The 18,441-nt window shown below is 74.6% G+C and carries 18 protein-coding genes and 1 pseudogene; 10 read left to right on the top strand and 9 right to left on the bottom strand.

Annotation, left to right across the window (positions count from 1 at the left end; translation table 11 throughout):
• Positions 1-7: 7 nt before the first annotated feature.
• From ACWH4W_RS26145 to ACWH4W_RS26130, 4 genes are all read left to right on the top strand, one after another.
• Positions 8-766: an SDR family oxidoreductase gene (locus ACWH4W_RS26145; RefSeq protein WP_473078298.1), complete on the top strand. Its 759-nt coding sequence runs from the start codon at positions 8-10 to the stop codon at positions 764-766.
• 241 nt (positions 767-1,007) lie between these two features.
• The gene (locus ACWH4W_RS26140; RefSeq protein ID WP_473078297.1) at positions 1,008-2,594 is read left to right on the top strand and encodes an ABC transporter substrate-binding protein; all 1,587 of its coding nucleotides are present in this window, start codon (positions 1,008-1,010) and stop codon (positions 2,592-2,594) included.
• A 92-nt stretch (positions 2,595-2,686) separates the two neighbouring features.
• Positions 2,687-3,370 carry a uracil-DNA glycosylase gene (gene ung, locus ACWH4W_RS26135; RefSeq protein WP_473079265.1) on the top strand — a complete coding sequence of 228 codons (684 nt, stop codon included), beginning with the start codon at positions 2,687-2,689 and terminating at the stop codon, positions 3,368-3,370.
• Between the two features lie 132 nt (positions 3,371-3,502).
• The gene (locus tag ACWH4W_RS26130; protein ID WP_473078296.1) at positions 3,503-4,012 is read left to right on the top strand and encodes a hypothetical protein; all 510 of its coding nucleotides are present in this window, start codon (positions 3,503-3,505) and stop codon (positions 4,010-4,012) included.
• A 13-nt stretch (positions 4,013-4,025) separates the two neighbouring features.
• Here the strand turns inward: ACWH4W_RS26130 and ACWH4W_RS26125 are convergent, their stop codons facing one another.
• The 4 genes and pseudogenes from ACWH4W_RS26125 to ACWH4W_RS26110 all read right to left on the bottom strand — a co-directional run bounded on the left by ACWH4W_RS26125 (position 4,026) and on the right by ACWH4W_RS26110 (position 6,346).
• On the bottom strand, positions 4,026-4,535 hold the full coding sequence (locus ACWH4W_RS26125; protein ID WP_473078295.1) for a hypothetical protein: 510 nt from the start codon (positions 4,533-4,535) through the stop codon (positions 4,026-4,028).
• Between the two features lie 113 nt (positions 4,536-4,648).
• A pseudogene (locus tag ACWH4W_RS26120) lies at positions 4,649-5,210 on the bottom strand (DinB family protein).
• Entirely contained in the window at positions 5,207-5,605 is a 399-nt protein-coding gene (locus ACWH4W_RS26115) for a VOC family protein (protein WP_473078294.1), read from the bottom strand. The pseudogene ACWH4W_RS26120 and the gene ACWH4W_RS26115 overlap by 4 nt, the downstream one beginning before the upstream one ends.
• Positions 5,606-5,728: 123 nt before the next feature.
• Positions 5,729-6,346: a TetR/AcrR family transcriptional regulator gene (locus ACWH4W_RS26110; RefSeq protein ID WP_473078293.1), complete on the bottom strand. Its 618-nt coding sequence runs from the start codon at positions 6,344-6,346 to the stop codon at positions 5,729-5,731.
• Positions 6,347-6,435: 89 nt separating this feature from the next.
• Between ACWH4W_RS26110 and ACWH4W_RS26105 the strand changes: the two genes are divergently transcribed.
• Together ACWH4W_RS26105 and ACWH4W_RS26100 are read left to right on the top strand one after the other, a co-directional pair.
• Positions 6,436-7,719 carry an FAD-dependent monooxygenase gene (locus ACWH4W_RS26105; protein ID WP_473078292.1) on the top strand — a complete coding sequence of 428 codons (1,284 nt, stop codon included), beginning with the start codon at positions 6,436-6,438 and terminating at the stop codon, positions 7,717-7,719.
• Positions 7,716-8,621, top strand: coding sequence for a Gfo/Idh/MocA family protein (locus tag ACWH4W_RS26100; protein WP_473078291.1), 906 nt, complete (start codon positions 7,716-7,718; stop codon positions 8,619-8,621). The genes ACWH4W_RS26105 and ACWH4W_RS26100 overlap by 4 nt, the downstream gene beginning before the upstream one ends.
• Here the strand turns inward: ACWH4W_RS26100 and lnt are convergent.
• A complete protein-coding gene (gene lnt, locus ACWH4W_RS26095) occupies positions 8,545-10,113 on the bottom strand; it encodes an apolipoprotein N-acyltransferase (protein ID WP_473078290.1) in 1,569 nt (522 codons plus the stop codon). The genes ACWH4W_RS26100 and lnt overlap by 77 nt on opposite strands.
• A gap of 163 nt (positions 10,114-10,276) precedes the next feature.
• Between lnt and ACWH4W_RS26090 the strand changes: the two genes are divergently transcribed.
• Positions 10,277-11,017 carry an SDR family NAD(P)-dependent oxidoreductase gene (locus tag ACWH4W_RS26090; RefSeq protein ID WP_473078289.1) on the top strand — a complete coding sequence of 247 codons (741 nt, stop codon included), beginning with the start codon at positions 10,277-10,279 and terminating at the stop codon, positions 11,015-11,017.
• Positions 11,018-11,042: 25 nt separating this feature from the next.
• On the opposite strand, the gene ACWH4W_RS26085 is transcribed toward ACWH4W_RS26090, so the two are convergent.
• The 3 genes from ACWH4W_RS26085 to ACWH4W_RS26075 all read right to left on the bottom strand — a co-directional run bounded on the left by ACWH4W_RS26085 (position 11,043) and on the right by ACWH4W_RS26075 (position 13,529).
• A complete protein-coding gene (locus ACWH4W_RS26085) occupies positions 11,043-11,222 on the bottom strand; it encodes a hypothetical protein (protein ID WP_063823437.1) in 180 nt (59 codons plus the stop codon).
• A 142-nt stretch (positions 11,223-11,364) separates the two neighbouring features.
• Entirely contained in the window at positions 11,365-12,240 is an 876-nt protein-coding gene (locus tag ACWH4W_RS26080) for an undecaprenyl-diphosphate phosphatase (protein ID WP_106415255.1), read from the bottom strand.
• A gap of 500 nt (positions 12,241-12,740) precedes the next feature.
• Positions 12,741-13,529 carry a TVP38/TMEM64 family protein gene (locus ACWH4W_RS26075; RefSeq protein WP_473078288.1) on the bottom strand — a complete coding sequence of 263 codons (789 nt, stop codon included), beginning with the start codon at positions 13,527-13,529 and terminating at the stop codon, positions 12,741-12,743.
• 49 nt (positions 13,530-13,578) lie between these two features.
• On the opposite strand from ACWH4W_RS26075, the gene ACWH4W_RS26070 reads away from it, so the two are divergent.
• From ACWH4W_RS26070 to ACWH4W_RS26060, 3 genes are all read left to right on the top strand, one after another.
• Complete coding sequence (locus ACWH4W_RS26070) at positions 13,579-14,307, top strand: DNA alkylation repair protein (protein ID WP_473078287.1); 729 nt, start codon at positions 13,579-13,581, stop codon at positions 14,305-14,307.
• 347 nt (positions 14,308-14,654) lie between these two features.
• On the top strand, positions 14,655-15,824 hold the full coding sequence (gene tuf, locus ACWH4W_RS26065) for an elongation factor Tu (protein ID WP_473078286.1): 1,170 nt from the start codon (positions 14,655-14,657) through the stop codon (positions 15,822-15,824).
• Between the two features lie 85 nt (positions 15,825-15,909).
• Positions 15,910-16,755, top strand: coding sequence for a spermidine synthase (locus ACWH4W_RS26060; protein ID WP_473078285.1), 846 nt, complete (start codon positions 15,910-15,912; stop codon positions 16,753-16,755).
• Positions 16,756-17,103: 348 nt separating this feature from the next.
• Here ACWH4W_RS26060 and ACWH4W_RS26055 read toward each other — a convergent pair whose 3' ends face one another.
• Positions 17,104-18,414 (bottom strand): MFS transporter, encoded by a 1,311-nt coding sequence (locus ACWH4W_RS26055; RefSeq protein ID WP_473078284.1) that lies wholly within the window; start codon positions 18,412-18,414, stop codon positions 17,104-17,106.
• Between the last annotated feature and the right edge of the window lie 27 nt (positions 18,415-18,441).

The raw sequence follows: 18,441 nt of genomic DNA, 5'->3' as shown, positions 1-18,441 counted from the left end.
ACCGGACATGACGACAGTGGAACCCACCGGCAAGGTCGCCCTGATCACGGGCGCCAGCCGCGGCATCGGCTACGGCGTCGCCGAGGCCCTGGTCGCGCGCGGCGACCGGGTCTGCATCACCGGACGCAACGAGGACGCCCTCAAGGAGGCCGTCGAGAAGCTCGGCGCCGACCGGGCGATCCACGTGGCCGGCAAGGCGCACGACGAGGCCCACCAGGCACTCGCCGTCGAGCGCGTGATGGAGGCCTTCGGCCGGGTCGACTACCTGGTCAACAACGCGGGCACCAACCCGGTGTTCGGGCCGATCGCCGACCTCGACCTGAACGTGGCGCGCAAGGTCTTCGAGACCAACGTGGTCTCCGCGCTCGGTTTCGCGCAGAAGACCTGGCACGCCTGGCAGAAGGACAACGGCGGGGCGATCGTCAACATCGCCTCCGTCGCGGGCATCGCGCCCTCGCCCTTCATCGCCGCCTACGGCGTCAGCAAGGCCGCGCTGATCAACCTCACCCAGCAGCTGGCGCACGAGTTCGCGCCGAAGGTGCGGGTCAACGCCATCGCCCCGGCGGTGGTGAAGACCAAGTTCGCCCAGGCGCTGTACGAGGGCCGGGAGGAGGAGGCCGCCGCGTCCTACCCGCTCGGCCGGCTCGGCGTGCCGTCCGACATCGGCGGCGCGACCGCGTTCCTCACCTCGGACCAGTCCGCCTGGGTCACCGGCCAGACCCTGGTCGTCGACGGCGGCATCTTCCTCAACGCCGGCGTCGGCTGACCCGTACCCGCAGCGCCGGTCCGCTGTGCGCACCACGCGTGCACACGGGTCACGACCGCCCCGTCCGGCACGGGCGCCGTTGACGAAAACGGCGCCCGTGCCGGCGATGTGAGGCCGGAACACGCGTGACAACGTAGTCATCCGCCAGTTGATCTCAACCCCCTTCCAGGGCAGGGTCGGCGGGCGTGTCACTGCGGTATCGTTCGCCGACCCTTGGTACGGCAGATCGAGGAGCGTGCGCGTGTTCAACCGGAACCGATGCCTGCGGCGGGTGGCGGCCATCGCGTCCATATCGTCCCTGGTGACCGGATGCGGCGTCCTGTCGTCCGACAGCCCGGAGGACGAGGACCCCATCGTCGTGGGAACCACCAGCTCGCCGAGCACGCTGGATCCTGCCGCGTCCTGGGACAGCTCCTGGGAGCTGTTCCGCAACATCTACCAGACGCTGCTGAGTTACCCGATCGGCGCGACGACCCCGCAGCCGGACGCGGCGAAGAGCTGCGAGTTCTCCGACACCTCCAACCAGGTGTTCCGCTGCGAGCTGCGCGAGGGCCTGACGTTCTCCGACGGGGGCGAGCTGGACGCCAAGGCGGTCAAGCACTCGATCGACCGGATCCGCCAGATCAACGTCAACGGCGGCCCGGCCGGTCTGCTGGGCAGCCTCGAGAGGGTCCAGGCGCCGAGCGAGCGCGAGGTGGTCTTCTACCTCAACAAGCCCGACGCCACCTTCCCGTTCGTGCTCGCCACCCCCGCGATGTCGATCGTCGACCCCGACTCCTACCCGGCGGGATCGCTCCGCAAGGACAAGAGCGTCGTCGGATCGGGCCCGTACACCCTCCAGTCGTACGAGGAGGGCAAGGAGGCCCGGCTGGTCCGCAACGACCACTACCAGGGGTACGCCGAGCGGAAGAACGACGCCGTCACCATCCGCTACTACCAGGACTCGGGCGAGATGGTCGAGGCGCTGCGCGACAAGCGCATCGACCTCACCTACCGCGGGCTGGCCGCGGGCGACATCGTCGAGCTGCAGGGCAGGACCTCCAAGGAGGAGGAGATCCAGCTCATCGACGGCACCGGGACCGACATCAACTACCTGGTGTTCAACCCGAAGGACCCGTGGGCCGGGAAGAAGGCGGTGCGCCACGCGATCGCGCAGCTCGTCGACCGCGCCGCGATCGCGCACAAGGTCTACAAGGACACCGTCGACCCGCTGTACTCGATGGTCCCCAAGGGCCTGACCGGACACACCACCGGCTTCTTCGACGACTTCGGCGAGCCCGACGCCGACAAGGCCCGCAAGATCCTCCGGGACGCCGGCATCACCGAGCGGGTGCCGCTCACCCTCTGGTACACCTCGGACCGCTACGGCTCCGAGACCGCCCTGGAGTTCAAGGAGCTGGAGCGGCAGCTGGAGGCGTCGGAGCTGTTCGACGTCACGCTGAAGAGCCGCCCCTGGAAGACCTACGTCGAGGGCTACCAGAAGGGCGAGTACCCGGTGTTCGGCCGTGGCTGGTTCCCCGACTTCCCGGACGCGGACAACTTCATCGCCCCGTTCGTCGGCGAGCAGAACGCGCTCGGCACGCCGTACGCGGCCAAGAAGATCGTCAACGACCTGCTGCCCAGCTCACGCCGGGAGAGCGACCGGGGCAACGTGGTGAAGCAGTTCGAGGAGGCCCAGGAGATCCTCGTGGACGACGTGCGGCTGCTCCCGCTGTGGCAGGGCCGGCAGTACGTGGCGGCGAGCCGGGACATCTCGGGCGCCGAGCGCGCCCTGGACCCGTCCACGATCATGATGCTGTGGCAGCTCTCCCGGAAGACCAGCTGGTAGCGCACCCGGCCCGGCCGGCCGCGGGGCCGGCTGTCAGTGGCCCCCGGTAGGTTCTGAGACCGGGAAACGACCACGTGAGCAAGGGAATCGACGTGACCGACATCGCCATGCTGCCCGAGTCCTGGCGCGGGGTTCTGGGTGACGAGCTGCAGCAGCCCTACTTCCAGGAGCTGACCGAGTTCGTCGAGGAGGAGCGGGCGCGCGGTCCCGTCTACCCGCCCCGCGAGGAGGTCTTCGCGGCGCTGGAGGCCACGCCCTACGACGAGGTGAAGGTGCTGGTGCTCGGCCAGGACCCGTACCACGGCGAGGGCCAGGGGCACGGGCTGTGCTTCTCGGTCCGGCCCGGGGTGAGGATCCCGCCGTCCCTGCGGAACATCTACAAGGAGCTGCACGCCGACCTGGGCACGCCCGTCCCGGACAACGGCTATCTGATGCCGTGGGCCCGGCAGGGCGTGCTGCTGCTCAACGCGGTGCTCACGGTCCGCGCGGGGGAGGCCAACTCGCACAAGGGGAAGGGCTGGGAGCGGTTCACCGACGCGGTGATCCGCGCGGTGGCCGACCGCCCCGACCCGGCGGTCTTCGTGCTGTGGGGCAACTACGCGCAGAAGAAGCTGCCGCTGATCGACGAGAGCCGGCACGTGGTGGTGAAGGGGGCGCACCCCTCGCCGCTGTCCGCGAAGAAGTTCTTCGGTTCCCGGCCGTTCTCCCGGATCAACGAGGCGGTGGCCGCGCAGGGGCACCAGCCGATCGACTGGACCCTCCCGAACCTGGGCTGACCCGCCCGCCGGCCGGGTGCGCAGGGGCGCCGCGGCCCTGCGCACCCGGCACGTCGCGGGGCGGCCTGTCCGGAATCGTCCGTTCCTGCGGTTAGCGTCGGGGTGACAGCGGGCGAGGGTGCGGAGGGCGCGGTGGCGGAGCGACAGGAGCAGGCGGCGCCGGACGCCCTGCTCACCCGGATCGGCCAGGCGGCGATGCTGCACCACGCGGGGGACCGTGAGGAGGCCCGGCACCGCTTCCTCGGCCTGTGGGCCGAGATCGGCGAGCACGGCGGCCCGCTGCACCGCTGCACGCTCGCCCGCTGCCTCGCCGACACCCAGGACGACCCCGAGGACGAACTGGCCTGGGACCTGCGGGCGCTGACGGCGGCCGAGGAGGCGGACGGGACCCCGCCCCACGACGACGCTCCGGCGGTGCGCGCGCTGTACCCGTCGCTGCATCTCGACCTGGCCGCCGACTACGCCCGCCTCGGCCGCCGCGACGCGGCCCGCGCCCATCTGGAGCGGGCCCGGGGCGCTGCCCGCGCCCTCGCCGACGACCGTTACGGCCAAGGCGTACGGGACGCCGTCCGGCGGCTGGAGGCACGGCTGGGCGAGGACGGGACACCGCCCGGGGGACCGGGCCCACCGCGGCGTCCTTGAGGCGCGGTGCGGCTCAGCGTCCGTAGGCGTCCTGGCAGATCCGCGCCTGCGGGCTGTCCGCCGGCCAGCCCCCGTACTCCCTGCCCAGCGCGCAGATGTCCGAGCCGCCGCCGGGCGTGCCGCCGTCCGGCGACCCGCCGCCCGGCAGCTTGGCCGGCGGGCGTGGCGCGGGGGTGCGCCCGGGCGGCTGCGGCTGCGGCTGCTCGGGACTCCGGGGCCGCCCCGTGTGCGCCTGCCCGTCGCGCGCGTCGGACGGCGCGTCCGGTTCCGGGGGCTTCGCCTTCGGGGTGGCCCGGTCCGACGGCGACGCCTCGGGCGCGTCGGCCGGGGTCCTCCGCAGGGCCTCACGCGCCGGCGCCTGCTCGGCCGGGGAGGCGCCGTGTCCCGCCGCGTCGTGCCCGGCGCCGTGCGGCGGCGCGGTCGCCGGGCCCGGCGCGAGGGGACGCTGGACCGTCACACAGCCCGAGAGGGCGGCGACCGCCACGGTCACCAGAAGCGTTGCTGTGGTCGTCGTTCGCTGCACCCCCGCCACTTTGCTGGTTCCGCCCGCCGGGCGGTGGACGGACAGGCGCGGGTCTACCCCGCACGGGTGATGTCCGCCCACCTTCGGGGGCCCCGCCGGCACGGGGGGTGACGTCACTCGCCGGTGGCGCCGTCGATCCGCTGCCGGATCAGGTCCGCGTGGCCGTTGTGCCGGGCGTACTCCTCGATCATGTGCGTGTAGATCCAGCGCAGGGAGTACGGCTCGGGACGGGAACGGTGCCGCCCGCGGGAGAGGTCGTCCAGGGTGTGACCGGACGCGGTGCGGCGGGCGGCCTCGATCTCCGCCTGCCAGGTCTCGTAGGCGTCCTTCCAGGTGTCCGCCTCGCCGGGGTGGAACTCGCCGTCCGGGTCGGCCTCGCCGTAGTAGATCGGCCCCGCCTCCTCACCGGCGAACACCCGGCGGAACCACGAGCGCTCCACCTCCGCCATGTGCCGCACCAGCCCCATCAGTGACAGGTCCGACGGCGGCACCGAGGCGGTCCGCACCTGTTCGTCCGTCAGCCCCTCGCACTTTTGGGCGAGCGTCGCGCGGTGGTAGTCGAGCCACCCCTCGAGCATGCATGGCCCGTTCATCGGCGTCCGGCGCGGGTTCGGTGCGCTGGGAAGTCGTGTGCTGGAAGTGCGTGTGCTGGAAAGGCGTGTGCTGGGACGTCATGTCCGCATCCTTTCCCGTCGACGCGGCCTCACGCCAAGGGCTTTGCGGCGGCAGGTCGCGGGGCGGTGCGGCGCCGGTGTCACGGTCAGGTGCTCGCGCCGGTGCGCGCGAAGAGGCAGAACGGGTGGCCCACCGGGCCGTAGAGGACCCGCGCGTCGTCCTCGCGGCTGGAGATCCGCCACGGCCGCCCCCAGGGCGACGGCACGTTCGGCCGCCGACGACAGACCGTCCCCCTCGATGTCCAGGTGCGTCGTCATCTGCTGCCCGGACCGTGCGGGCGGCCGTCGTGCAGGGGTGAAGAGCGGCTCCGTCCGGCACGACGGCCCGGCGCCGCCGTCGGACGGGCCGATCTCGAACCGGTCCGGTCCGGGCGTCCGTACCGGCCACCCGAGCAAGGCCTGGCAGAACCCCGCCGGCTCCCGGGCGTCCGGCGCGTCGAGCGTGGTCGCGGCCGACGTGGAACGCGGGAGGGCTTCATGCGGTGCTGCTGCCCGGTCTCGTCGCGGTGAGACCGGGGGTCACTCCTCCGGCTGCGGCCGGCGCCCCGCGGTCCCCAGCATCCCGTCGAGGAGTTCCCGCAGGTCGGTGCGGATGTCCGGCACCGACGGCACCTGGGCGTGGTAGGAGCCCGCCACGCAGGAGAAGAGGAGGCCGTCGGCCCAGGCGGCCAGGGACAGGGCGTGGCGGGCCGGGGACGTGGAGCCCATCGCCGTGACGAGGGCGGTGAGGCGGTCGCGGAAGCGGGCGCCGGCCGCGTCGAAGTGGGCGCGGAGTTCGGGGCGGCGGGTGGCCTCCAGGGCGAGTTCGTAGCGGGCGAGGGTCAGCTCGTGGTGGTGCGTCAGCGCGCGGTGGACGGTCAGGGCCAGGGCGTCCAGCAGGGCGTCGGCGCCGCCGCGGGGGTCGGGCAGCTCGTGGAGGGCCAGCACCCGCTCCTCCCGGTCGGCGAGGCGGCGCACCGCCAGTTCCAGCAGCGCCTGCCGGGTGCGCGCCACGTTGGACGTGGAGCCCTGGGGGAGCCCGGCCGCCTCGTCCACCGCCCGGTGGGTCAGGCCCCGCATGCCCCGCTCGGCGAGCAGGGCGAGGGCGGTGTCGGCGACGAGGCCGGCGCGGGCGCCGACGGTGGTGCGTTCGGACATGGAGGTCAACCTACCCGTCTCACTACGGATGTAGTACGTTGGAGTCGAAGGTCCACTACAGATGTAGTCAGCGGCCACGAGGAGGAGCCATGGCAGCGGTCGAACGGGTGATCGTGATCGGCGGGGGGATCGGCGGACTGACGGCGGCCGCGGCCCTGCACCTGCGCGGAACGCACGTGACCGTCCTGGAGCGCGCCCCTTCCCTCGAGCCGGTGGGCGCGGCGATCTCCCTGTCCCCCAACGCACTCCGCGCACTGGACGTCATCGGCCTGGGCGACGACATCCGCGCCCTCTCCGCCTGGCAGGGCGACGGCGGGCTGCGCGCCCCGAGCGGCCGGTGGCTGGCCCGCACCGACGCCGCCGCGGCGGCCGAACGCTTCGGCGGCCCGCTCGTCCTGCTGCACCGCGCCACCCTCGTCGGCCACCTCGCCGGACGGCTCCCGTCCGGCACGGTCCGCACCGGCGCCCCCGCCCGGCTGACCGACCCCGGCGTCCCGGGCGACCCCCGCAGGCCGGCCCGCGTGGAGACACCCGGAGGCGAACTGGAGGCCGACCTGGTGGTGGCCGCCGACGGCATCCGCTCCGCCGTGCGCGGCGCCCTCTTCCCCGGCCACCCCGGCACCGTCTACAGCGGCTTCACCACCTGGCGGGCCGTGATCCCGCTGCCCGGCGTCGCGTTCCCCTCGCACGAGACCTGGGGCCGCGGCCGCATCTGGGGCACCCACCCCCTCAAGGACGGCCGGGTGTACGCCTACGCCGCCGCCGTCGCGCCCGCGGGGGAGCGGGCCCCGGACGACGAGCGGGCCGAACTGCTGCGCCGCTACGGCGACTGGCACAGCCCGGTCCCCGAGGTGCTGGCCGCCGTCCGGCCCGAGGACGTCCTGCGGCACGACGTCCACCACATCGCCGAGCCGCTGCCCGCCTTCCACCGGGGCCGCGTGGCGCTCGTCGGCGACGCCGCGCACGCCATGCCGCCCACCCTCGGCCAGGGCGGCAACCAGGCCGTCGAGGACGCGGTCACCCTCGCCTTCCCCCGCCCGGGCATGCCCGGGTCCGCGCACGCCCCCGTCGCCGACGGCCTCCCCGGCTACACCGCCGCCCGCCTCCCGCGCACCACGGCCGTCTCACGCCGGGCGGTGCGGGTGGCCCGGCTCAACGTGCTGACGACCGGCCGCATCGGCACGGCCGCACGGGACACCGCGCTGGCCGCGCTGTCCAGGGCGGCGCCGTCGCTGTTCCTGCGCGGGTTCGACGGCGTCGCCGACTGGCGGCCGCCGGGAGGGCCGTCCGGTGCGGACGGGGACGGCTCCAAGGCACCCCGTATGCTCGCAGCGGACCAGGTCAGGCAAGGACCAGAGGAGAACACACCGTGAAGGTCGGCTGCATCGGGCTCGGCGACATCGCGCAGAAGGCGTACCTCCCGGTGCTCGCCGTCCAGCCCGGGGTGGAGCTGCACCTGCAGACCCGCACCCCGGCCACGCTGGAACGGGTCGGCGACGCCCTCCACCTGCCGGCCGGGCACCGCCACGCCGACCTCGACGCGCTGATCGGCGCGGGCCTCGACGCGGCCTTCGTGCACGCCCCGACCGACGTCCACCCGCGGATCGTGACCCGGCTGCTCGAGGCGGGCGTGCCGACGTACGTCGACAAGCCGCTCGCCTACGAACTCGCCCACTCCGAGCGGCTGGTGACGCTCGCCGAGGAGCGCGGCACCAGCCTCGCGGTCGGCTTCAACCGGCGTCACGCCCCCGGCTACGCGCAGTGCGCGGACCACCCGCGCGAGCTGATCCTCATGCAGAAGAACCGGGCCGGGCTGCCGGAGGAGCCCCGCCGGACGATCCTCGACGACTTCATCCACGTCGTGGACACCCTGCGCTTCCTGGTGCCCGGGCAGGTCGACGACGTGACGGTCCGCGCCCGCACCGAGGACGGGCTGCTGCACCACGTGGTGCTCCAGCTCGCCGGCGACGGCTTCACCGCCCTCGGCGTGATGAACCGGCTCAGCGGCTCCTCCGAGGAGATCCTCGAGGTCTCCGGCCAGGACTCCAAGCGCCAGGTGGTCAACCTCGCCGAGGTGATCGACCACAAGGGGCAACCGACCGTACGGCGGCGCGGCGACTGGGTGCCGGTGTCCCGGCAGCGCGGCATCGAGCAGGCGGCGCTCGCCTTCCTGGACGCGGTGCGCGCCGGCGAGGTGCTCAGCGCCCGTGACGCACTGGCGACCCATGAGCTGTGCGAACGGGTGGTACGAGCGGTCGACGAGCGGCTCGCCTAGACCGCGCCGACTCCACCACGCCGTAGACCGCGAGGACGAGCAGCGCCGCCTGCGGGGGCCAGTCGCCGAAGCGGACGTACGGCGTGGTGCCCCGCGCCGGCGACACGTCGTACACCTGCGCGGCGGAGGCGTCCGTGCCGAGCCGCGGGCCGATGCGCCCGCCGTCCGCGCCGTACACGGCGGACACCCCGGTCAGGGTGGCGTGCACCATCGGGCGGCCGGTCTCGGCGGCGCGCAGCGCGGCCAGCGAGGCGTGCTGCCCGGGCGCCCAGCTCCGCTGGAACGTCGACGTGGCGGACTGCGCGAGCAGGACGCCGGCGCCGTCCTGCGCGAGGTGGCGGCCCATGTCGGGGAACGCCGACTCGAAGCACACCATCGGGCCGATCCGCAGGCCGTCCCCCACGTCCATGACGACCTGCTCGGAGCCCCGCCGCCGGTCCTCGCCGGCCGCCTTTCCGACGGAGGTCGCCCAGCCCAGCAGCGAGCGGGCCGGGATGTACTCACCGAACGGCACCAGCCGCATCTTGTCGTACCGGTCGCCGGTCGGGCCGTCCGGACCGATCAGCACCGAGCTCTTGTAGATGCCGGGCTGGTCCGAGCGCCGGGCGTCCACGTTGACCAGGATCTCCGCGTCCGTCCCGCGGGACAGCGCGGCCAGCCGCCGGGCGAGGTCGGGGCGGTCGCCCAGGTCGAAGCCGACGCTGCTCTCCCCCCAGACGACCAGGTCGACGCCCTGACCGACGAGTTGACGGGTGAGCCGCTCCTCGCGGTCGAAGCGGCGGTCGGCGCTGTCCCGTCCGGACACCACCCCCGGCTGGACGACCGCGATCCGCGCCCGCTCCCCGGTGGGGTCAGGGCGCGGCGATCCCACCCACGCGGCGGACCCGGCGGCGGCCACGGCGACCAGTCCCGCCACGGCCGGCACCCGCGCCCGGCGCACCGCGACCAGCACGGTCACGGCGACGTTCAGCGCCACCACCAGGAAGCTCGGCAGCCACACCCCGCCCACCGACGCCAGCCGCAGCGCGGCCTCCACCCGCCACTGGCTCGCGCCCAGCACGCCCCACGGCCCGCCGAGCCCCTGCCAGGAGCGGATCAGTTCGATCGTCAGCCAGCCCGACGGCACCACCAGCAGCGCGGCCGCGACCCGGCCCCCGGACGGCGCCCCGCCCAGCGTCCGGCGCACCAGCCACCCCCACGGCGCCCACAGCGCGCCCAGCAGCGCGGCGAGGACGAACGTGAACACGTGCAGGCTGGGCAGCAGCCAGTGGTGCATGGCCAGCATGAACCCGAACCCGCCCCACCAGCCGTCGAAGGCGGCCCGCCGCCCGGTCGGCGCGGTGCGGATCAGCAGCAGCCAGGGGACCAGGGCGACATAGGCGATCCACCACAGGTTCGGGGCGGGGAAGGCCAGGACGGGCAGGGCGCCCACGGCCGCGGCGGCGGCCGAGCGGCGCCACGGGGAGGCGAGGTGGTGGCCGACGGTCTTCATGGGCGCCTCCCTACCCCGCGGTGCCTCCAGTGTGCGTGCCGGACCCGGCCGGACGCGCCGCACGACGGTTTCAGTCGATCACACCGCCCGCCCGGGCGACACCGGGGCGCGCGTCATGCGAATCTGGGGATCCTCGTCCCGCGTTCCACGCCCGGAGGTACTCATGAAGCGTCTGGTCACGGTGGTCACCGGCGGAAGCCGGGGCATCGGCGCCGCGACCTGCCGGCGGCTGGCGGCGGAGGGGCACGACGTGGCGGTGAACTACGTCCGGGACGCCGACGCCGCCGAGAAAGTGGCCGAGGACGTACGGGCCGCCGGGGCGCGGGCGGTGACCGTGCGGGCGGACACCGCCGTCGAGGCCGACGTGGAGCGGCTGTTCGCGGTGGCGGAGCGCGAACTCGGGCCGCTGACGGGGCTGGTGAACAACGCGGCGGTGACCGGGCCGCTCGGCCCCTTCACCGAGGTCGGCACGGACACCCTGCGGCGGGTCGTCGACGTCAACGTCACCGGCACGCTGCTGTGCGCGCGGCGGGCCGCCCAGCTGATGACGCCGCGCGGCGAGGGCGTGATCGTGAACATCTCGTCGGGCGCCGCCACCCTGGGCAGCCCCGGCGAGTACGTGCACTACGCGGCGACCAAGGCCGCCGTCGACGCCCTGACCGTGGGACTGTCGAAGGAGCTCGGGCCGGCCGGCGTGCGGGTCAACGCGGTGGCTCCGGGCCTGATCGACACGGAGATGCACGCGGCGATGGGGGCGCCGGACCGCGTCCGGGAGATGGCCGGGAGCATTCCGCTCCGGCGGGCGGGACAGGCGGAGGAGATCGCGGCGGCGGTCGCCTGGCTGATGTCGCCGGACGCCTCGTACACCACGGGGACGGTGCTGCGGGTCGCGGGCGGACGCTGACCGGGGACGCGGAGAGGGCGGGAGGTCAGGCCGCTTCGACGACCCGGCCGCGGATCGCGGCCGCCCACTCGACGACCAGCATCTCGTACTCCTCGCGCTCCTGGGCGGACAGGGAGCCGCCCGCCCGCAGCCACAGGGCGCGGATCTGCTCGTTCACCTCGGCGGCGGACCGCACGGAACCAGGGGGCGTTAAGTCGGGGGACATGCGGACCAGCCTAGGGCCATGGACTGACGGTGCGCTACCGGACGGCTACCGGACCCGTATGGGTTCGGTCACGTGCCGCGGTCACGTCCCGGGCGGACGGTCCGCGGCCGGACCGCTCCCGCGCGCCGCGTCCCCGGGACGCTCAGCCCGCCGACTCCGCCGCGTGCGGACTGAGCGCGCCGACGGCGACCAGGACGATGATCACCACGCCGAGCGCGATCCGGTACCAGACGAACGGCATGAAGCTCTTGGTCGAGATGAACTTCATGAACCACGCGATCACGGCGTACCCGGTGACGAACGCGATCACCGTGGCGAAGAGCGTCGGCCCCCACGAGACGTGACCGCCGTCCGCCGCGTCCTTCAGCTCGAACAGGCCGGACGCCAGCACCGCCGGGATGGCGAGCAGGAACGAGTAGCGGGCCGCGGCCTCCCGCCGGTAGCCCATGAACAGGCCGCCGCTGATGGTGGCTCCGGAGCGGGAGACGCCCGGGATCAGGGCCATCGCCTGGCACACGCCGTAGATCAGGCCGTCCCTGACGGTCAGGTCGCCCAGCTCCTTGCGGGGCGCGGCCACCCGGTGCCTGCCGCCGCTCTCCGCGCGCGCCGCCAGCCGGTCGGCGACGCCGAGCACGATGCCCATGCCGATCAGCATCGCCGCCGTTAGCCGCAGGTCGCGGAACGGCCCCTCGATCTGGTCCTTGAGCGTCACCCCGAGCACACCGATCGGGAGGGAGCCGACGATGACCAGCCAGCCCATGCGGGCGTCCTGGTCCCGGCGCATCTCCTTGTCGGTCAGCGAGCGCGTCCATGCGGACAGGATGCGTCCGATGTCCTCGCGGAAGTAGATCAGCACCGCGGTCTCCGTGCCGATCTGGGTGATCGCGGTGAAGGCCGCGCCGGGGTCCTCCCAGCCGGAGAAGGCCGCGGTCAGCCGCAGGTGCGCGCTGGAGGAGACGGGCAGGAACTCGGTCAGACCCTGGACGAGTCCGAGGATCAGGGATTCAAACCAAGACATGGGGCAGCGGAGTCCAAGTGCCGATCGCGGAAAGGTCGAAGGGCACACCCCCACCGCCGGGTGCGGTGCTGTCGATCATCGGGCGCGCCGACGGCGAACTGTAGCGCCCGGAGATGAAGCCCCGGCGAAGGTCCGATGGCAGCCCGCGTCCGTACGGGTGACGCCGGGGCGGCCGGGGGTGCGGGGTGCGGATCCCGGCGCCGGCCGGCCGGCGCGGGCGCGTGGCCGGGAGGTCGCGCGGCGCGCCGGCGGTGCGCACGAGCCGGCCGGAGCGGCCGTCGCCGGGACACACCTCGCGCAGGGGGGTACGGCGACGGCCTTCGCCCACGGCAGCCCGCTCGGCGCGAGCGGCGCCCGCCTGACGGCCACCCCGGTCCGCGCCCTGCGGGAGCGCGGCGCGCGGTGCGCCCCGCGGACCAGGCGCGCGGCCGGCGGTCCCGCCGACGCGGTGACCGTCGAGCGGCGCCGGCATTCCGCCGGCCCGGCGGCGGCCCGGTGTCCTATGGGGCGCGCAGCCGGTGCCGCTTGCGCCACGCCACGGCCGCGCCCGCGAGGCCCGGCACGGCGATGCAGGCCAGCGCGATCAGGAAGGCCGGGGACGTCGGGGTGGAGGCGCGGGCGCCCGCCACGACGTAGGCGGCGGTGTTCGGGACCGAGCCGAGCGCCGTCGCCAGCAGGAACGGCAGCAGGCCCATCCGGGAGACCGAGGCGCAGTAGTTGGTGGCGGCGAACGGGATGCCGGGGAACAGCCGCGCCGCCAGCATCGACCGGAAACCGTGCCGGCTGAGCTGGTCGTCCGCGGCCTTCAGCCAGCGCCCGCGCAACAGCGGACGCAGCGCCTTCTGGCCGAGCGCCCGCCCCAGGCAGAACGCCAGCCCGGCACCCAGCACCGTGCCGCCCAGCGCCGCGACCAGCCCGAACTGGGAGCCGAACAGCGCCCCCGAGGCGAGGTTCAGCAGCGGGCGCGGCACGAACGCCACCGTGCACGCCCCGTACGCCACCGCGTAGGCGACGACGGCCGCGGCACCGCCGAGCCGGACCGGCAGACCGTCGGTCAGCAGCTGCTGCGGCTCCAGCACCACCATGACCGCCGCCGCCGAGGCGAGCAGGACGACCAGCAGGGACAGCCGTGACCACGGCGACAGCAGGACTCTCGCGCAACGGCCGGCGGGACCCGGCGAGGGCGCGAGAACGGGAGCGGCCGTGGGGACGGCGACCGCGAGGTCGGACGAGCCGGCCCGGGGACGGGCCGTGGCCGTGCCCCCAGAGCGGTTGGTGGCATCGAGCATTCGGTGACACTAACCGACATTTGTGCGAGATCGCCGTAGTGTTCGTCTCATGGGCGTCACAGAAGACGGTCCGGCGCCGCCGCGGGCGCCGGACAGCACGCTCGCCGACACGGTGCTGGAGCGGCTCACCGCCGCCTACCCGTCCGCCGCCGACCCCGGGCAGGCGGACGCCATGCGGGCGTACATGAAGGACGTCGCGCCCTTCCTCGGCCTGAGGACCCCGGTGCGCCGCGCCCTGTCCCGCACCGTCGAGGCGGGACTGCCCCGCCCGGCCGAGGCCGACTGCGCGGCCGTCGCCCTGCGCTGCTGGGCGCTGCCCGAGCGGGAGTACCACTACTTCGCCGTGGACTACCTGCGCCGGCACGTACGGCGGTGCTCCTCGGACTTTCTGCCCGTGACCCGGCATCTCGTCACCACCGTGCCCTGGTGGGACACCGTCGACCCGCTCGCCGCGCACGTCGTCGGGGCGCTGGTCGCCGCCGACCCGGCGCTCGCCGCCGCGATGGACCGGTGGAGCGCCGACGACGACCTGTGGCTGGTGCGCACCGCGCTGCTCCACCAGCTCCGCCACAAGGAACGCACCGACACCGAGCGGCTCTTCGGGTACTGCCTGCGCCAGTCCGGCCACCCCGGCTTCTTCGTCCGCAAGGCCATCGGCTGGGCCCTGCGCGAGTACGCCAGGACCGACCCGGACGCGGTGCGCGGCCTCCTGGCCCGCGAGGGCGGCCGGTTCGCGCCGCTGTCGGTGAGGGAGGCCCTGAGGAACATCGGCGCGTGACCGGGAGCCGGTGACGACCTGTCACCGGGAACCCCTGATCCGTAGGGCGGACTTCCGCTTCGCGGAAAACCGTTCGACGCGGGGCGCCGCGTCGGCAAGGATCGACGGCATGTTCCGGTACGCCTTCCTTCTCGCCGCATCCGCCGTCGCGGATGCCCCGAAGGCTGCCGTCCCCGCTCTCCTCGCCGCAGTCGACGGCGCCCGAAGCTGACCCTCCCCGGATCACCCGGCGGACCCCGCAGGGGGAGGGTCGGCCAGGTTCCCCGGGGTCCCCGCCCCGGCCGCGCGCCGATCCGCCGCGCCCGGGGCCTGACGCGTCATCACCCGAAAGGCTTTCCGGTACCGCCATGTCCAAGACGGCGTACGTCCGCACCAAACCGCACCTCAACATCGGCACGATGGGCCATGTCGACCACGGCAAGACGACCCTGACCGCCGCCATCACCAAGGTCCTCGCCGAGCGCGGCTCCGCCGGCTTCGTGCCGTTCGACCGCATCGACCGCGCCCCCGAGGAGGCCGCCCGCGGCATCACCATCAACATCGCGCACGTCGAGTACGAGACCGACACCCGGCACTACGCGCACGTCGACATGCCCGGCCACGCCGACTACGTCAAGAACATGGTCACCGGCGCCGCCCAGCTCGACGGGGCGATCCTCGTCGTCTCCGCGCTGGACGGGATCATGCCGCAGACCGCCGAACACGTCCTGCTCGCGCGGCAGGTGGGCGTCGACCACATCGTCGTCGCGCTCAACAAGGCCGACGCGGGGGACGAGGAGCTGACCGACCTGGTCGAGCTGGAGGTCCGCGAGCTGCTCTCCGCGCACGGCTACGGCGGCGACGCGGCGCCCGTCGTCCGGGTCTCCGGACTCAAGGCGCTCGAGGGCGACCCGCGCTGGACCGCGGCGGTCGAGGCGCTGCTCGACGCGGTGGACACCTATGTGCCCGTGCCCGAGCGGTATCTGGACGCGCCGTTCCTGCTGCCGGTGGAGAACGTGCTCACCATCACCGGCCGGGGCACCGTCGTCACCGGCGCGGTCGAGCGCGGCACCGTCCGGGTCGGCGACCGGGTGCAGGTGCTCGGCGCGGAGACCGAGACCGTGGTGACCGGGCTGGAGACCTTCGGCAAGCCGATGGAGGAGGCGCAGGCCGGGGACAACGTGGCGCTGCTGCTGCGCGGGGTGCCGCGCGACGCGGTACGGCGCGGGCACGTGGTGGCCGCGCCCGGCAGCGTGACGCCCAGCCGGCGGTTCACGGCGCGGCTGTACGTGCTGTCCGCCCGCGAGGGCGGCCGTACGACACCGCTGTCGACCGGGTACCGGCCGCAGTTCTACATCCGCACCGCGGACGTCGTCGGGAACGTCGACCTCGGCGAGGCGGCGGTGGCGCGGCCCGGGGACACGGTGACCGTCACCGTGGAGCTGGGGCGCGACGTGCCGCTGGAGCCGGGCCTCGGCTTCGCCGTCCGCGAGGGCGGGCGCACGGTCGGCGCCGGGACGGTGACGGAGGTCGCGTGAGTCCCTGACGCGCACGTGACCGGCCGCCCGACCCCGTCACCGGGGGGCGGGCGGCCGGGTGCGGGGGCGGCGGCACAATGGGACGGTGAGCGAGCCCCTCCCCGTGTCCCGCGCCGTCGACCACGGCACCGCCAAGCTGATGCCCGACGTCGACCGGGAACGGGCCTGGCTGCTGACCGTCGACGGCGCCCCCCAGTCCTACGTCGACCTGGACGAGCCGACCCACCTGGAGTTCGAGTACGCCCGGCGGCTCGGGCACCTCCTCGACGTGGCCGGCGCACCCGGCGCGCCCCTGGACGCCGTGCACCTCGGCGGCGGCGCGATGACCCTGCCCCGCTACCTCGCCGCCACCCGGCCCGGCTCCCGCCAGCACGTCGTCGAGGCCGACGGGGCGCTGGCCGGCCTGGTCGCCGAACACCTGCCGCTCCCGCCCGGCGCCGGCGTCATCGTGCACACCGCGGACGCCCGCGCCTGGCTGGAGGCGGCCCCCGAGGGCAGCGCGGACGTCCTGGTCGCCGACGTCTTCGGCGGTTCCCGGGTGCCCGCGCACCTCACCACCGTCGGCTACGTCGACGAGGTCGCCCGGGTGCTGCGGCCCGGCGGGATCTATCTCGCCAACCTCGCGGACGCGGCCCCGTTCGCCTTCCTGCGCTCACAACTGGCGACGGTGGCGACGCGGTTCGCGGAGCCGGCGCTGATCGCCGAACCGGCGGTCCTGCGGGGGCGGCGGTTCGGGAACGTGGTGCTCGCGGCGTCCGACCGCGTGTGGGACATTCCGGCTCTGTCGCGGGCGACCGCGGCGGATCCCTTTCCGGCGCGGGTCGAACACGGGCCGTCCCTGCGTGGCTTCGTGGGCGACGCCGACCCGGTCCACGACGGCACGGCGGTCCCGTCCCCGCTGCCGCCTTCAGGGGCGTTCGCGATCGGTTGAGGGGCGGGAGCGGCGCTGCGGGGGCTGCCCGCGCAGTTCCCCGCGCCCCTTGTGGGGGTGGTGGTGGCCGGTCGGCTGCGGCGCCGTGGGGATTGTCCGCGCAGTTCCCCGCGCCCCTGAGGGGCGGCGCATGCGCGGGTCCCCGCGGCTCTGGGGACGTCGTCGGGGCGTTCGCGTCGATTGCCGTCCATCGGAGGATGACGGTGGTTCCGCACTCTCAGGGGCGCGGGGAACTGCGTGCTTGCCCCCACCGGGCCGTAGCCGGCCGGCGCGCGTGGGCGCCGCAGCGGCCTGGTTCTGTGGGCGACGGCGGGATCGGCCCCTCCAGGGGCGCGGGGAACTGCGCGATCAGTCGCCGCCGGGCCGCAGCCGGCCGGCGGCAGTACCGGCCCCGTCCTGCTCCCGGGCGGCGCCCCGCACGGCGCCCGTGACCTGCTTGGTGCGGCGGCGGAGGTTCCGGACGTCCGGGACCGTGAGGACCGCCGCCGTGACCACCACGACCAGGGCGGCGCAGCCCCAGAGGGCCTCCGGGCGGCCGAACGCCGACTCCGCCGGGCCCGCGAGGGCCATCGCCGCCGGGACCAGCGCGACCGAGCCGAACCAGTCGTAGGCGCACACCCGGGACAGCTTCTCCTCGGGTATCTCCTGGTGCAGCGCGGTCATCCAGGAGACGCCGAACACCTCCACGGACAGTCCGGTCAGGAACATCACCGCGCACAGCACCGCCACCGGGACGGGCACGGCGAGCGCGGCGGACGGCAGCGCCAGCGGGAACACGCACAGGGTGCCCACCAGCAGCAGACGGCGTGGCTGCCAGCGGGTCATCAGCAGCGCTCCCGTCACCGTGCCGCCGCCGAAGAACGCCAGCGCGACACCCCACGGCGCGGCCCCGCCCAGATGGTCGCGGGCGACGAGCGGACCGTAGACCGCGTCGGCCGCGCCGACGACCGCGTTGGCGAGGGAGAACTGCACGACGATGCCCCACAGCCACGGCCGGCCGGTGAACTCCCGCCAGCCGTCCCGCAGGTCGGCGAGCATCCCGCCGCCCGGCTCGCGCGGCGGGATGTGCCGCACGTCGAGGAACGCCCGCAGCACCGCCGCGACCGCGAAGGCCGCCGCGTCCACCGCCAGCACCCAGCCCGGCCCGATCGCGGCCACCATCGCCCCGCCGAGCGCGGCGCCGCCCAGCGTCGCCCCGTGCATCGCCATCCGGAACATCGCGAACGCGCGGCCCGCCTGCTCGCCGTCGACGGAGGAGAGCAGCATGCCCTCGGCGGCCGGGTTGAAGAACGCCTGCCCGGCGCCGCCGAGCGCGCTGAGCAGCATCATCTGCCACAGCCGCGCCTCGCCCGCGAGGACCAGCGCGGCGAACGCGGCTTGCGAGACGCAGTTCAGGACGTTGGCCGCGACCATCACCCGGTGTCGCGGCAGCCGGTCCGCGACGGCCCCGCCGATCAGCAGGAACAGCACGAGCGGCAGGGTGCGGGCGGCGGCCACCAGACCCACGTCCCCGCCGTCGCCGCCCGCGTCCAGCACGGCGAACGCGGCGGCGATCAGCGCGCCGTGGCTGCCCAGGTTGGTCACCACGGCGGAGGCGGTCAGCAGCGTGTAGTTGCGGCCGGCCCAGGCGGGGCGGCGGCGGTCGGCGGTGGTCGGCACCCGGTGACTATCGCCGGGAGGGGGCCG

The sequence above is a fragment of the Streptomyces sp. DSM 120436 genome, from assembly GCF_055778765.1.
This window is presented reverse-complemented; position numbering and strand designations above follow the sequence as displayed.